The sequence below is a fragment of the Streptomyces sp. NBC_00887 genome (assembly GCF_045207585.1).
The window spans coordinates 8,350,713-8,363,848 of record NZ_CP108788.1 but is presented as its reverse complement, the minus strand read 5'-3'; the positions used below and the strand labels follow the sequence as shown (position 1 = coordinate 8,363,848).

Annotated in this window: 15 protein-coding genes; 11 read left to right on the top strand and 4 right to left on the bottom strand. The window is 72.1% G+C overall.

Features of this window, described 5'->3' with window-relative positions; all coding sequences use genetic code 11:
- Position 1: 1 nt before the first annotated feature.
- A complete protein-coding gene (locus tag OG844_RS38130; protein WP_406388985.1) occupies positions 2-778 on the top strand; it encodes a GntR family transcriptional regulator in 777 nt (258 codons plus the stop codon).
- A gap of 70 nt (positions 779-848) precedes the next feature.
- Positions 849-2,090: a type ISP restriction/modification enzyme gene (locus OG844_RS38125; RefSeq protein ID WP_406388986.1), complete on the top strand. Its 1,242-nt coding sequence runs from the start codon at positions 849-851 to the stop codon at positions 2,088-2,090.
- Positions 2,091-2,109: 19 nt separating this feature from the next.
- On the opposite strand, the gene OG844_RS38120 is transcribed toward OG844_RS38125, so the two are convergent.
- Positions 2,110-2,820 carry a TetR/AcrR family transcriptional regulator C-terminal domain-containing protein gene (locus OG844_RS38120; RefSeq protein ID WP_406388988.1) on the bottom strand — a complete coding sequence of 237 codons (711 nt, stop codon included), beginning with the start codon at positions 2,818-2,820 and terminating at the stop codon, positions 2,110-2,112.
- A gap of 63 nt (positions 2,821-2,883) precedes the next feature.
- Here OG844_RS38120 and OG844_RS38115 point away from each other — a divergent pair, with 63 nt between their 5' ends.
- From OG844_RS38115 to OG844_RS38105, 3 genes are all read left to right on the top strand, one after another.
- On the top strand, positions 2,884-3,852 hold the full coding sequence (locus OG844_RS38115; RefSeq protein ID WP_406395905.1) for an ATP-binding cassette domain-containing protein: 969 nt from the start codon (positions 2,884-2,886) through the stop codon (positions 3,850-3,852).
- Positions 3,853-3,938: 86 nt separating this feature from the next.
- Positions 3,939-4,691, top strand: coding sequence for an ABC transporter permease (locus tag OG844_RS38110; RefSeq protein ID WP_406396036.1), 753 nt, complete (start codon positions 3,939-3,941; stop codon positions 4,689-4,691).
- A gap of 70 nt (positions 4,692-4,761) precedes the next feature.
- Positions 4,762-5,991 (top strand): CaiB/BaiF CoA transferase family protein, encoded by a 1,230-nt coding sequence (locus OG844_RS38105; RefSeq protein WP_406388990.1) that lies wholly within the window; start codon positions 4,762-4,764, stop codon positions 5,989-5,991.
- 11 nt (positions 5,992-6,002) lie between these two features.
- Here OG844_RS38105 and OG844_RS38100 read toward each other — a convergent pair whose 3' ends face one another.
- Together OG844_RS38100 and OG844_RS38095 are read right to left on the bottom strand one after the other, a co-directional pair.
- Entirely contained in the window at positions 6,003-6,266 is a 264-nt protein-coding gene (locus OG844_RS38100; RefSeq protein WP_329212691.1) for a hypothetical protein, read from the bottom strand.
- Between the two features lie 213 nt (positions 6,267-6,479).
- Positions 6,480-7,289 (bottom strand): SGNH/GDSL hydrolase family protein, encoded by an 810-nt coding sequence (locus tag OG844_RS38095; RefSeq protein WP_406388992.1) that lies wholly within the window; start codon positions 7,287-7,289, stop codon positions 6,480-6,482.
- 232 nt (positions 7,290-7,521) lie between these two features.
- On the opposite strand from OG844_RS38095, the gene OG844_RS38090 reads away from it, so the two are divergent.
- From OG844_RS38090 to OG844_RS38065, 6 genes are all read left to right on the top strand, one after another.
- Entirely contained in the window at positions 7,522-7,863 is a 342-nt protein-coding gene (locus OG844_RS38090) for a hypothetical protein (RefSeq protein ID WP_406388994.1), read from the top strand.
- 408 nt (positions 7,864-8,271) lie between these two features.
- Positions 8,272-9,042 carry a glycosyltransferase family 2 protein gene (locus OG844_RS38085; protein ID WP_406396038.1) on the top strand — a complete coding sequence of 257 codons (771 nt, stop codon included), beginning with the start codon at positions 8,272-8,274 and terminating at the stop codon, positions 9,040-9,042.
- Positions 9,039-10,082, top strand: a complete 1,044-nt coding sequence (locus OG844_RS38080) for a glycosyltransferase (RefSeq protein WP_406388996.1) — start codon at positions 9,039-9,041, stop codon at positions 10,080-10,082. The genes OG844_RS38085 and OG844_RS38080 overlap by 4 nt, the downstream gene beginning before the upstream one ends.
- Positions 10,083-10,102: 20 nt before the next feature.
- On the top strand, positions 10,103-10,876 hold the full coding sequence (locus tag OG844_RS38075; protein ID WP_406396039.1) for a polysaccharide deacetylase family protein: 774 nt from the start codon (positions 10,103-10,105) through the stop codon (positions 10,874-10,876).
- Between the two features lie 58 nt (positions 10,877-10,934).
- Complete coding sequence (locus tag OG844_RS38070) at positions 10,935-11,504, top strand: hypothetical protein (RefSeq protein WP_406388998.1); 570 nt, start codon at positions 10,935-10,937, stop codon at positions 11,502-11,504.
- Positions 11,488-12,582: a DUF5925 domain-containing protein gene (locus tag OG844_RS38065; RefSeq protein WP_406389000.1), complete on the top strand. Its 1,095-nt coding sequence runs from the start codon at positions 11,488-11,490 to the stop codon at positions 12,580-12,582. Before OG844_RS38070 ends, OG844_RS38065 begins: the two co-directional genes overlap by 17 nt.
- A gap of 75 nt (positions 12,583-12,657) precedes the next feature.
- On the opposite strand, the gene OG844_RS38060 is transcribed toward OG844_RS38065, so the two are convergent.
- Entirely contained in the window at positions 12,658-13,032 is a 375-nt protein-coding gene (locus tag OG844_RS38060; protein ID WP_351179308.1) for a GntR family transcriptional regulator, read from the bottom strand.
- Positions 13,033-13,136: the final 104 nt, after the last annotated feature.

Genomic DNA, 13,136 nt, shown 5'->3' with positions numbered 1-13,136 from the left:
GATGAACCAGGTGAACGAGGTGAATCACACCCCCGCCTTCGCCCCCGACTCCCTCGTGCTGAACCGGAAGCTGCCCCTGTGGTACCAGGTCTCGCAGTCGCTGCGGGCCTCGATACTGGGCCGCCCCCAGGACGCCTCACCGCGGCTGCCCACCGAGGAGCAGCTCGCCGCGCACTACGGCGTCAGCGTCCTGACCATGCGCCAGGCCCTCAAGGAGCTGGAGACCGAGGGCCTGATCAGCAGGCACCGGAGGCGCGGAACGTTCATCGAGCCGCGCGCCCGGCGGGTGTCGCCGGTCCGGCTGCTGGGTTCGATCGACGCCATCGTCGCCCAGCAGTCGGGTGAGCGGACCACCGTCCTCGGCCATGGCGCCACCCCCGTCCCGGGCGATCTCGCCGAGTTCTTCCCCGACTGCTCCGAGGTGGTCGACTACCGGCGGCTGCGCTGCGACGACGGGACGGGCGAGCCCACCAACTGGGCGGAGAACGCGGTGCGTCCCGACATCGCGGCCGGGATCGACGTGGCCGATCTCGAGCGCTGGCCGATGACGAAGGTGCTGCGCGACGCGATCGGCGTGCGGATCTCCCGGATCACGGACACGGTCGAGGCCCGTCTCGCCGACCCGGCGACGGCGGAACTGCTCCAGGTCCCGCTGCTCAGCCCGATCCTGCACTACACGGGCGTGACGTACGACGACGACGGGCGGGTGGTGGACGTGGCGCGGATCCGGTACCGGGGGGACCGCTTCTCCTTCTCCGTGACGGTGGAAGCGCACTGACCACCCCGCCCCGACCGCCCGCCGTTACGATGCCCTGGGCGGCGGACGTGGCGACGGGGAGGACGACACGGTGGCAGCACGGGTGGCGGCCGGAGCCGGCGGGGCCGAGGGGATCCCGCTGCTCGACGACCTCATGCCCTGGTCGGTGCGGCCCCTGAGGACGGGGCGCCCCTGGGTGACCGCGCCGGACGCGGCCTCCCTCAGGGCCCGCTGGAATCTGCTCGTACAGGCCGAGGGCGCCGAGCAGGAACGGCTGTTCCGGTCCAGCCGCTCGCGCAGCCCCCTGACCCCGGCCGCGGCGCTGCCGGGCCGCACCACCGCGACGGGCCGGTTCGCCCGGGACCCGGGCCCGTACCCCGAACCGGTACGGATCCTGCACGGCCCCTTCGACGAGCAGTGGCTGATCCCCGACCAGCGGCTGCTCGACGCGGCCCGTCCCGAGCTGTGGCGGGTCGCCGACGGGCACCAGGTCTTCGCCGTCGAGCACGGATACGTACCGCAGGACACCGGGCCCGCCCTGTCCGTGACGGCGCTGCTGCCGGACGGGCACTCCCCCGCAGGCCGCCCGGGCCGGATCCGGCCGCTCTACCGGCGTCCCGGCGGCCGGGAGCCCAATCTCGCGCCGGGCCTGCCCGCTCTGCTGGGCGCCAGGTACGGGGCCCCGGTCTGCCCGGAGTCCGTCCTTGCCTGGGCCCTTGCCGCCGCCCGCCCCTCCCCCGCCGGATGTCTCGTGCCGCTGCCCGCCGACGGCACCCTGTGGGCCGAGGGTGTGGAGCTCGGCCGGGAGCTGTTGCGCCTGCAGCTGCGCGGGGCGCGCGGCGGGCAGCGTCCCCGGCTGCCGGGCGGGCGCCGGCCCTATGTGCGGGCCTCGATACCGCCCCGGCCGTCCGCGCTGCGCTACGACCCCGAGGACGAGGTGCTCACGCTCGGCGAAGGGCCGGGCGAGGGGCGCGTCTCACCCGTTCCGGCCGGGGCGTGGGAGTTCCGGGTGAGCGGCGTGCGGATGCTGGAGCTCTGGTTCGAGCGCCGCACGGACCGGGACGGGCGGGACGGCCTGGAGGCACTGCGCCCGCGCGACTGGCCGCAGGAGTGGACGTCCGAACTGCTCGAACTGATCACCGTGCTCGCCCTGTTGGGTGAACTGCGGTCCGCGCAGGAGGCGTTGCGGAAGCGGCTCTCGGCGCAGCCCGCTCTCACCCGCGACGCGCTACGCGCGGCCGGGGTGGTCCCGGCGCCCGCGACGGCTCGGCGGCCCGCCTCGGTCCTCGACCACCACGAGGAGGGCCCGGAGGGGCAGTTCGCGCTGCTGTGACCCCGGCCCCGGCAGGCGGCTACCGCTCGAACGAGTCCAGCACCCGGCCCAGCGCCCGGTCGAAGACCCCCTCCAGATCGATCGGCCCGGAGTCCTCGGCGAACCCGGCCGCCAGGCGCGGGTACGTGCCGGTCGCGATCTGGCTGATCAGGTACGTGGTGCGGGCCGCGTGCTCCTGCTCCTCGGTCCAGGGCAGCGAGCGGCTGCGTTCGGCCGTGGCGATCTCGTTGGCCGTGTAGGTGGTGACCACGCCGTTGACCATGGCGATGAGTTCCATCTTCTCGCCGAACCGGGCATCGAGCCCGTCCAGGATGCTCAGGGAGTACTCCATGTAGGCCAGCACGTTCGGGCTGAACCCGTAGACCGGTGACATCAGCCGCGGCACCCAGGTGTGGCGGTGCATCATCGCGCGGGCCTGGCGCGCGAGCGCCGTCATGTCGGCACGCCAGTCGCCGGACGGCTTCTCCGGCAGGTCGTAGCCGCCACTGACCGCGTCGAGCATCAGTTCGTACAGGTCCTCCTTGCGCGGCACGTAGTTGTAGAGCGACATCGTGCCGCAGCCCAGCTCCGCGGCCACCTTGCGCATCGACACCGCGTCCAGGCCCTCGGCGTCGGCGATACGCACGGCGGCTGCCGCGATGTCCGCACGGCTGAAAGCGGGCTTGGGCCCGCGGCCCGCCCGCTCGGGGCGCGCCCAGATCACTTCGGGTACAGGGGGTCGCCCCGCCATCGGTCATCACCTCGCTCACCATCGTAGTTACGTACACCGTACGTAGTGCGCTACGGTAGGCCCATGACAACTACGTACGCTGTACTTAGTGAAGGTCTGGAGAAGCACTACGGAGACGTCCACGCCCTGCGCGGGCTCGACCTCGCCGTCGCCGAGGGCTCCGTCTGCGGTGTGCTGGGGCCGAACGGCGCCGGAAAGAGCACCGCCGTCCGGCTGCTCACCACGCTGACGAGCCCGGACGGCGGCAGCGCGCGGGTCGCCGGCCACGACGTGGTCCGCGAGGCCGCCGCCGTGCGCGCGGCCATCGGGGTCACCGGGCAGAGCACCTCGATCGACGGCGAGCTCTCCGGGCGGCAGAATCTCCGCCTCTTCGCGCGGCTGCTCCGCCTCCGGGGGCCCGGGGGCCGCTCGCGCGCCGACGAGCTCCTCGAACGCTTCGGGCTGACCGAGGCGGCCGACCGCCCCGCCCGCACCTACTCGGGTGGCATGCGCCGCCGCCTCGACCTCGCCGCCGGACTCCTCACCCGCCCGCAGGTGCTCTTCCTGGACGAGCCGACGACCGGCCTCGACCCGCACAGCCGCAACCAGATCTGGGAGGCGGTACGCGAACTGGCGGGGCGCGGCACCACCGTCCTGCTGACCACGCAGTACCTGGAGGAGGCCGATCAGCTCGCCGACGACATCGTGCTGATCGACCGGGGCCGCGCCGCCCACCGGGGCACTCCGGCCGAACTCAAGTCCCTCATCGGCAGTTACGCGGAGGTCGTCGTCGCACACGAGTCGGCGCTCTGGGCCGCGGCGGCGGTGCTCGACCAGCTGACCGGCGCCGAACCGACGCTCGACCACGAGCACCGCACCATCGGCGTCGTCGCGTCCGACGCCACGCTCACGCTGCCGCGCATCGTCCGCGAACTGGACGCCGCGGGTGTCCCGGTGATCGATGCGAGCCTGCGCCCGCCCACCCTCGACGAGGCCTTTCTCCGACTGACCGACCGCGGCGACGTCCGCGCCCCGAAGGAGCCGGCAGCATGAGCACGACGACCCCGGTCCACGAGCGGATCCCTGCACCCGCCCCCGCACACGCCCCCACGGGCTCCCTGGCGGCCGACGGCCTGGCCATGGTGGGACGCCACCTGCAGAAGATCAAGGCCGCGCCCGGCGTGCTGATCCTGACGCAGACCATGCCGATCACGATGCTGCTGTTCTTCGGCTACGTGTTCGGCAGCGCGCTGGCGGTCCCGGGGCAGGAGTACCGCTCCTTCCTGGTGCCGGGCCTCCTCGCCGCAACGGCGGCCAACGGCCTCATGACCGGAATGTTCCAGGCGGCCCAGGACTGCGACCGCGGGGTGATGGACCGCTTCCGTACGCTGCCGATGAGCCGGGCCGCCGTGCCGCTCGGCTCCACCGCCGCCGAGGTGCTGACCACGGCCGTCGGCATGATCCCGCTGATGCTCGTCGGACTCGCGGCGGGCTGGCGGATCGAGGGAGGCCCGGCCGCCGCGCTCGGGGCGTACGGGCTGCTGCTGCTGTTCCGGTTCGCCACGTCCTGGGCGGGCTACTGGCTGGGCCTGGTCATCCGCAACGAGGAGGCCGCGGGGCAGCTGGGCAGCGCCACCTTCATCCTGCCGCTGCTCTCCAGCGCGTACATCCCGACGGACAACATGCCGGGCTGGCTGCGCACCGTCGCCGAGTGGAACCCGATCAGCGCCCTCGCCTCGGCCACCCGCGACCTCTTCGGCAACGCGGCCCCGGCCGAGGGCGCCGCCTGGCCGGTCGCGCACCCGGTGGCGGGCACGCTGGCCTGGGCGGCCGTCCTGCTCGCCGTGTTCGTCCCGCTGACCGTGCGCAGGTACGCACGGGGCACGCACTGAACCACCAGCGCCCGTGAGCGTGGGCGGACGGGATGACAGAAGTGCCGCGTACAAGGTAGGCACGGTGCTCATGAGCACTCAGCCCCTCCCCCTGGACGGCATCACCGTGGTCGCGGTCGAGCAGGCCGTCGCCGCCCCCTTCGCCACCCGCCAGCTCGCCGACCTCGGCGCCAGGGTCATCAAGATCGAGCGTCCCGACGGCGGGGACTTCGCCCGCGGCTACGACACCGCTGCGCGCGGACTCGCCTCCCACTTCGTCTGGTGTAACCGCGGCAAGGAGTCCGTCGCGATCGATCTCAAGGACCCACGCGGGCTGGCCGTGGTGCGCCGCCTCGTCGCGGACGCCGATGTGTTCGTCCAGAACCTGGCGCAGGGAGCGGCCGCTCGGCTCGGGCTGGACGCCGCCGCCCTCTGTGCCGCACATCCGCGTCTGGTGGCCGTGGACATCTCCGGGTACGGCGCCGAGGGGCCGTACGCGCACAAGCGCGCCTACGACATGCTCGTCCAGTGCGAGGCCGGCCTGGTGTCCGTCACGGGAACCCCCGGGCAGCCGGTGAAGGCGGGGATTCCCGCCGCCGACATCGCGGCCGGGATGTACGCCTTCTCCGGTGTGCTGGCGGCGCTGCTGCGGCGCGCCACCACGGGACGCGGCGGTCCGGTGGAGATCTCGATGCTGGACTCGCTGGCCGAGTGGATGGGGCATCCGCTGCACCACGGGATGTACGGGGGTGATACCCCGGCGCGCACGGGGCTCGCGCATGCCATCATCGCCCCGTACGACGCCTACAGCACCGCGGACGGGGAACAGGTGCTGCTCTCCGTACAGAACGACCGGGAGTGGCGCCGCCTCGCCGAACAGGTGCTGGAGCAGCCGGAGCTCGCGGACGATCCGGACTTCGCGACGAACACCGCCCGGACGGCGAACCGGGAGCGGACCGACGCGGTCGTGGGGCAGGCTCTCGCGCGGCTGACCGGCGCGGAGGCGCTCGCCGGGCTGGACACGGCGGGTATCGCCTGCGCACGGCTGAACACCGTCGCGGACGTGGCGGCCCACCCCCAGCTGGCCGCACGGGACCGGTGGCGGGAAGTGGCCTCACCGGTCGGCGCGTTGCGCACGCTGCTGCCGCCGATCACACTGCCGGGCGGGGCGGAGACGCCGATGGGTGCCGTACCGGCGCTGGGGGAACACACCGACGCAACGCTGCGGGCCCTGGGAATGACGGACGAGCAGACAGCAGCACTGCGCCGGGACGGAGTGATCGTGGGCACGGCCCTGAGCGGTGGGCCGGACCGGTCGTGAGAGGCCGTCGGTCAGCGGCGGCTGCCGAAGAGCGAACGGCGCAGTCGCCGCAGCGGCGCGAAGAGCGAGACACGCGCGCTCCTGCTCCTGCGGGTGTGCGCGGCGTCGCGCGAGGTGAGCTCGAGCATCAGCAGCGTCGCTTCCGCGGACTCACGCTGCGGAACGGCGGGGCCGCCCAGCACTGCGAGATGGCGGTCGAGGCGCGAACTGGTCGCACTGCTCCCACATGTAATGGCAGGTACACGCGCCCTGCTGCGCACCGTTATCTGTTCCATGTCACTCCCCACCCGTACGAGGGCACCCGGCCCGGGCAGGTTAACCCTATCGCCCCGCGATGACACTCGCGTATCCCGGTTGCGGGATTACGTACATGCATACGGAGGTTGACGGGCGGTCACCGAGTGCCGCGGATGGAGGAGACCCCGAAGGGCGGGGTCTCCTCCCCGGCGGACGGCCGGGCCGGTTGAGCTGCGCGACTACGGGCGGTGTCAGGCCGTCGAGTTGAAGACCGGCAGATAGCCGCCCGACTGCCCGGCGGCGGTGGGGTGGTAGGACTCGCCGATGTTGAGCCAGTTCACACTGTGCAGCCAGGCACTGCCCGAGCAGATCTCGTGGTTGGTGAAGGTGGAGGTGACGTCACCGAAGGTGAAGCCGTGGTCGGCGGCCCGCTTGGCGGTGGCCGCGTTGAGGTAGTCGGCAGCGCTGTTGATGGCGGCGCGTTCCTTCTCGCTGAGACCTGCGAGGCAGCTGCCGCCGAGCTTGTAGAAGCGGGGATAGCCGAGGACGACGACACGGGCGGCGGGTGCCTTGGCGCTGATCGCCGAGTACACGGAGTCGAGCCGGCCGGGCAGGGTCGAGTCGACGAAGGAACGGGCGGTGGCGATCCGGCTCAGGCAGGTGGACTCCGACTGCAGGACGCAGGTGGTCATGACGTCGGCGAAGCCCGCGTCATTGCCCCCGATGGAGATCGAGACGAGGTCGGTCGAGGAGTTGACGGGCCCGAGCTGACCGGCCGTGACATCGGCCGTACGCGCTCCCGAGCACGCGGTGAAGGAGAACGAGGCGGGCGCGTTGGCGGCGGCCCAGAGGGCCGGGTAGGCCCGGGTGCTGCGCTTGCAGTTGCCGCTCGCGCCGTCGTAGCTGCCGGCGCCCACGCCGGAGGAGTACGAGTCGCCGAGAGCCACGTAGTCGACCGCGGCTGCGGATTCATCGGCGTTGGCGACACCGGCCCCTGCCAGAGCGAGAAGGGTGCCGAGCAGGAGAGAGGACGAGAACGCCACGAGTCTGGACATTTTCATGGAACCTCCTTGGGCAGGATCTCTGCCTACTCCGTGGTAGCAGTCACGGCCGCGATTCCGGAAGTGTCCATGCCAAGACCATTCAGCAAGTGCTTCTTGACGCCCTCCTGGCGTTACGTCACATTGAAATCCGGCATCCGGCGCACAGGGGGCAAAGTCGCCAATGCGGATCATCAGTAGTGAGACAGGGTCAGTTCGGACAGATGTGCCGCCTGTTGCGACAGGTGCCGCCGTGGCGGTGGCGGGGGTGGGCGCCGTGCTGGCACTCAGCGACTTCGGCTCGGCATTGCGCGCCCCTTTCGCGCTCTATCACCTCTTCGCAACCCCGGCCGCCGCGCTCTCCGCGTGGCTGCCCGGCATGGACCGCACGAGCCGGCTGGTCGTCTCGGTCTCGGGGTCCCTCGCCGTCAATCTCCTGGCGGCGCAGGCGCTGACCGCACTGGACAGCAGGTCAGCGCGGAATTCCGTTCTGATCATTTCCGTCGCTGCGCTGATCATTTTTCTGTCGTCCCGGATTCCGAAGACCCGGAAAGGCCGAAGCAATAGGAAGTCCCAATTCCGCGCGCGAGCGTGACAGTCGGGCAAAAAACCGGAAAAAGCGAGACCTCATGGGAGGTCTTGCCATATAGTTCCACTCGTTAATACCGTCGTACATCCACCCGCAACGGTCCATCACGCAAGGCGGCTCCAGGGGAGGGCTCAGGCAGCCGCGGTGGATACCGGGCGGGGCGCGGTAGGGGGGTGCCGTGCCCAGCGGCCGTACTCAGTCGAGTCGGCCGCCGTGCGGCCAGTTGCGCCAGCTCATCCAGCCGGCTCGGCGTGCCATGCCGTCATGGCCGGGGTGAGAACCCCCCTTTCGAACCGGACCTTTATCCGGACTGCCCGGGGGCGGGCCGTCCACCGGACGAGAGGGAAAAGACTCATGAGTTCAGTTCTGCCTTCCTCGATCAGATCGACCGCCGAAGAGACCGAAGTCGCTCGAATGGAGAGCGAATACCGACCGATCTCTTCGCATCTCGCGATAGCGCCGCCGGTAAGTGTCGTGATCCCCGCCATGAACGAGGCGGAGAATCTTCCCTATGTGTTCAAGACCCTGCCCGACTGGATTCATGAGGTCGTGCTCGTGGACGGGAATTCCACCGACGACACGATCAGGGTGGCCCGTGAGCTGCGCCCTGACGTCGTGGTCGTCAAGCAGGTCGGCAAGGGCAAGGGTGACGCCCTGATCAGCGGCTTCGCCGCCTGCACCGGTGAGATCATCGTGATGGTCGACGCGGACGGTTCGGCGGACGGCGAGGAGATCGTCAGCTACGTCTCGGCCCTGGTCGGCGGCGCCGACTTCGCCAAGGGCTCCCGCTTCGCCAACGGGGGCGGAACGGACGACATGACGCCGGTCCGCAAGTTCGGCAACTGGGCGCTGTGCACCGTCGTCAACCGCAAGTTCGGGGCCCGCTACACCGACCTCTGCTACGGCTACAACGCCTTCTGGAAGCACTGCCTGGACAGGATCACCCTGGACTGCACGGGCTTCGAGATCGAGACGCTGATGAACATCCGGGTGGTCAAGGCCGGGCTCAGGGTCCAGGAGGTCCCGAGTCACGAGTACAACCGGATCCACGGCGTGAGCAACCTCAGTGCCGTGCGCGACGGGATCCGGGTGCTCAAGGTGATCCTCACGGAGAAGCGCGTGCGCCGCGGCGGGCGCCGGGCGGCCGCCGTGCCCGCGGTCATCGGCCGGGGACGGGTGCTGTGAACCTGCGCGACTTCTCCGTGGTCATCTGCGTGTACACCGAGGACCGCTGGGAGGACATCCTCGCGGCCGTCGGCTCGGTACGTGCGCAGTCCCTGCCGGCCCGGGAGATCCTGCTGGTGGTGGACCACAACCCGGCGCTGCTGGAGCGGCTGGGCAAGGAGTACGGGCAGCCGGGGCGGTCCGGGGCGGTGCGGGTGCTCGCGAACGCGGGCCCCCGCGGCCTCTCGGCCGGCCGCAACACCGGCATCGCCGCGGCCCGCGGGGAGATCGTCGCGTTCCTCGACGACGACGCCGTGGCCGAGGAGGACTGGCTGCGCCACTTCGACAAGGGCTACGACGATCCGCGGGTGATGGCCGTCGGCGGGCGGACCGTGCCCGCCTGGTCGTCGGGCCGCAGGCCTGCCTGGTTTCCCGAGGAGTTCGACTGGGTCGTCGGGTGTACGTACAGGGGGCTGCCGCCCGGCACGGTCCGGGTCCGCAACGTCCTCGGGGGCAACGCGTCGTTCCGGCGCACGGCGTTCGACGCCGCGGGCGGCTTCGCCACCGGCATCGGGCGGGACGGAGACAAGCGGCCGCTGGGCGGTGAGGAGACGGAACTCTGCATCCGGCTGGCCCGTGCGCTGCCCCGCGCGGTCCTGCTGATCGACGACCGCGCGGTGATCCACCACAAGGTCCCCGCGGTACGGGAGCGGTTCCGCTACTTCCGTACCCGCTGCTACGCCGAGGGGCTCTCCAAGGCACTCGTGTCCCGGAGCGTCGGCGCGGGCAAGGGCCTCGAGTCCGAGCGCCGCTACACCACCCGGGTGCTTCCGGCCGGGGTGGTGCGGGGTGTGCGGGACGCGTTGCTCGGCAGGTCGGGAGGCGCCGGCCGGGCGGGCGCCGTCGTGACCGGTGTGCTGGCAGCCGCGGGCGGCTACGCCGTGGGGAGCGTCCGGTCGCGGGGCAGCGGGGCGGCGTTCTCCGTACCGGCCGTCGAACGGCACCCGGACGCGGAGGACGCCTGCGCCCCGGGCCGCGACGTGCGGGGTGAGCCGTCGTGAGCGTGGCCGTACCGATCCTCATGTACCACGCCGTGGGTCACCGTCCGGCCGCCGCCGCGTACGGACTCTCCGTGTCGCCCGGCGCGTTCCGGGCGCAGATGGAGACCCTCGCCGGGCGAGGCTTCACCCCGCTCACCACGGCGGCACTCGGCGAGGGCTGGCGCTCCGGGCGGCCCCTGCCGTCCCGGCCCGTGCTGATCACCTTCGACGACGGTTACGAGGGGGTGCACCGGCACGCCCTGCCGGTGCTGGCCGAACACGGCTTCGCCGCCACCGTCTTCGTCTCCACCGGATGGCTGCGCGGTGCGTACGACGAGGGCGGCGCCCCGGACACCATGCTCGACTGGGGCCAGGTACGGGAACTCACGGCGGCGGGTGTGGAGATCGGCGGCCACAGCCACACCCATCCCCAGCTCGACCAGCTCGACGACGCGCGGCTGCGGGCCGAGACCGTGCGCTGCCGGGAGATCATCGCCGGTGAACTGGGCGCTCGCCCGGCCTCCTTCGCCTATCCCTACGGCTACTCCAGCCGCCGGGTGCGACAGGCGGTTCGGGCGGCGGGCTTCGCGCAGTCACTCGCCGTGGGCAACGCCCTGGCACACCGCCGGCAGGGGCCGTACGCCCTGGAACGGGTGACGGTCCGCCGCAGCACCGGTACCGCCGAGTTCGCACGACTGGTCGAGGGCCGGGCGGTCACCCGCACCTTCGCCGTGGACCGGACGCTCACGAAGGGGTTCGCGGTCGTACGCGGCGTGCGCCGGGTGCGCCGCCGGTTCGGCGGCTCGGCCGGATGAGCGCGGCCCCGGTCGGCGCGTCCTCGCGGGGCTCGCGCTGACCGGTGGCTTCCTCGTGGTGCCGGGCGGCGATGCCCCGTTCGAACGGATCACTCGCGGTGAGGCCGAAGCTGTCGCGTACGTGGAGGGGCTTCCCGGCGGACCGGGGCGGCTGTTGTGGCTGAGCGACGGCAGCGGGGCCGGGGCCGGGCCCGCACTCTCCCCCGGCATCCTGCGTCCGACGGCCGCGCCCCGCGATCCGGTCCTGGTGGGCGGACTGGTCGCCGCGCTGCGGGAGGCGGGCCCGCAGGCGTATCTGATGGCCGGTCACCGTCAGGCGGAGTACCTGCGGCTCACCGCGGGGCACTCCGCGTCGTGGGAGCGGCGGCTGGTCCGCAGTCTCGACGCCCGGCCCGATCCGGTGCGCGTCCTGTCGAACGACGACGCGCATCTGTACGCGCTGCGCGGGACGGGTGGCGGCCCGCCCCGGTCCCGGTCGCGACGGGTGACTTCGAGGGGCGCGCGCCGCGCTGACCTCGGGGGAGGCCGCGCCGGGGTGCCGTGTGCACCGGCCGGGAGCAGCTCGCGAAACCTGGGTGCACGGGGTGCCGCCGTGCCGGATCATGGGCGCCATGTCTGCCAACCCTGAGTCCGCTCTGCCGATCCGGCTCACCGTCGACGACAGCGATTCGCCGTCCGACGTCGTCGACGCGCTGTTCCTCGGGCGCTTCGCGACGGGCGAGCAGCCGTACTCGCACAGTTCCTCCCTCGATCGTGTGAAGTCGGGGGCGACCCTGCTGCCGCCGGCGGCCACGGTGCTGCGGGCCGCCCGGGACGACGACCGCAGTGCCACGCTCGCCGAGGGTGACGGATGGACCCTGCTGATCTCGCGGTGGAACCGGGGCGCGGACGTGACTGTCACGGCCACCAGCCCCGAGCTCGCGGAGAAGGTACTGGGGCAGGCGACGGACGGTGCGAAGGACGAACCGGAGCCCCAGCCCGAGAACGTGACGATGGGGTTCTGGTACGTGTCCCCGCGTCGCGGCCCGCACCGCACCACCCGGCAGATCGCCGCCGGGACGTGGGACGAGGTGCGCACCAACTACACGGCTCCGGTGGCCGATGCCATGGACCGGCTGATGAAGGTCACTCCGGACGACATCTCCGGCCGACTGCTCCTGCTGCACGGCCCTCCGGGCACGGGCAAGACCTCCGCGCTGCGCACGCTGGCCCGGTCGTGGCGCGACTGGTGCCAGGTCGACTGCGTGCTGGATCCGGAGCGGCTCTTCAACGACGTCGGCTATCTGATGGACATCGCGATCGGTGAGGACGACGGCTCGGCGAAGGGCCGGTGGCGGCTGCTGCTCCTGGAGGACTGCGACGAGCTGATCCGCGGCGAGGCCAAGCACACGGCGGGCCAGGCGCTGTCCCGGCTGCTGAACCTGACGGACGGTCTGCTGGGCCAGGGGCGCAACGTCCTGGTGGGGGTGACGACCAACGAGGACCTGGAGCGGCTGCACCCCGCGGTCGTCAGGCCGGGCCGCTGCCTGGCCCGGATCGAGGTGGGCTCGCTGACCCGGGCGGAGTCGGTGTCCTGGCTGGGTACGGAGGAGGGCCTGGGCCGGGAGGGTGCGACGCTCGCCGAGCTGTACTCGCTGCGGCGTGGCAGCGTTCCCCCCTCCGTGCCGAAGCAGGACGCGAGGGCGGACGAGGGCCTGTACCTCTGAGCACCCCACGTCTCCGGGCCTCCGCGGCTCAGGGTTCCTGCGTCTCCAGGCCCTCGCGGCTCAGGGCTCCTGGGTTCACTGACCGTAGGCGGCCCGCACGGCGTCCTCGGCCAGCGAGAGTGCCTCGGCCCGCGACAGACCGAGGCGCCTGGCCCGGTCGGCGTACTCCTGCGCCGCCGTCGCGGCCTTCCGCGCCGCAGCGTCACCCGCGGCGGCGATGAACGTGCCGTTGCGGCCGCGGGTCTCGATCACTCCGTCGGCCTCCAGCGCCCGGTAGGCCTTGGCGACGGTGTTGGCGGCGAGGCCCAGTTCCTCGGCGAGGCCGCGTACGGTCGGCAGCCGGTAGCCGACGGGCAGGGCGCCGGACCTGGCCTGCTCGGACAGCTGGGTGCGCAGCTGCTCGTACGGGGCGGTGGCGGAATCCGGATCAATGGCGATCGTCAGGGTCACGGGCCGATTCTCCCGCACCGGCCGCCCGCCGCCGCCAACCAGGTGACCGGTCCGGGGGTGCCCCCCCGGAAATTCGGAGGCGGGGTGCCTCGGGCTCCGCGTAC

Excerpts from the sequence above, each read along its gene's own strand:
- OG844_RS38105 (WP_406388990.1), top strand. The coding sequence starts at position 4,762 with ATGAGCACTCAGCCCCTCCCCCTGGACGGCATCACCGTGGTCGCGGTC.
- OG844_RS38120 (WP_406388988.1), bottom strand. The coding sequence starts at position 2,820 with ATGGCGGGGCGACCCCCTGTACCCGAAGTGATCTGGGCGCGCCCCGAG.
- OG844_RS38115 (WP_406395905.1), top strand. The coding sequence starts at position 2,884 with ATGACAACTACGTACGCTGTACTTAGTGAAGGTCTGGAGAAGCACTAC.
- OG844_RS38075 (WP_406396039.1), top strand. The coding sequence starts at position 10,103 with ATGTACCACGCCGTGGGTCACCGTCCGGCCGCCGCCGCGTACGGACTC.
- OG844_RS38065 (WP_406389000.1), top strand. The coding sequence starts at position 11,488 with ATGTCTGCCAACCCTGAGTCCGCTCTGCCGATCCGGCTCACCGTCGAC.
- OG844_RS38100 (WP_329212691.1), bottom strand. The coding sequence starts at position 6,266 with ATGGAACAGATAACGGTGCGCAGCAGGGCGCGTGTACCTGCCATTACA.
- OG844_RS38085 (WP_406396038.1), top strand. The coding sequence starts at position 8,272 with ATGGAGAGCGAATACCGACCGATCTCTTCGCATCTCGCGATAGCGCCG.
- OG844_RS38095 (WP_406388992.1), bottom strand. The coding sequence starts at position 7,289 with ATGAAAATGTCCAGACTCGTGGCGTTCTCGTCCTCTCTCCTGCTCGGC.
- OG844_RS38110 (WP_406396036.1), top strand. The coding sequence starts at position 3,939 with ATGGTGGGACGCCACCTGCAGAAGATCAAGGCCGCGCCCGGCGTGCTG.
- OG844_RS38130 (WP_406388985.1), top strand. The coding sequence starts at position 2 with ATGAACCAGGTGAACGAGGTGAATCACACCCCCGCCTTCGCCCCCGAC.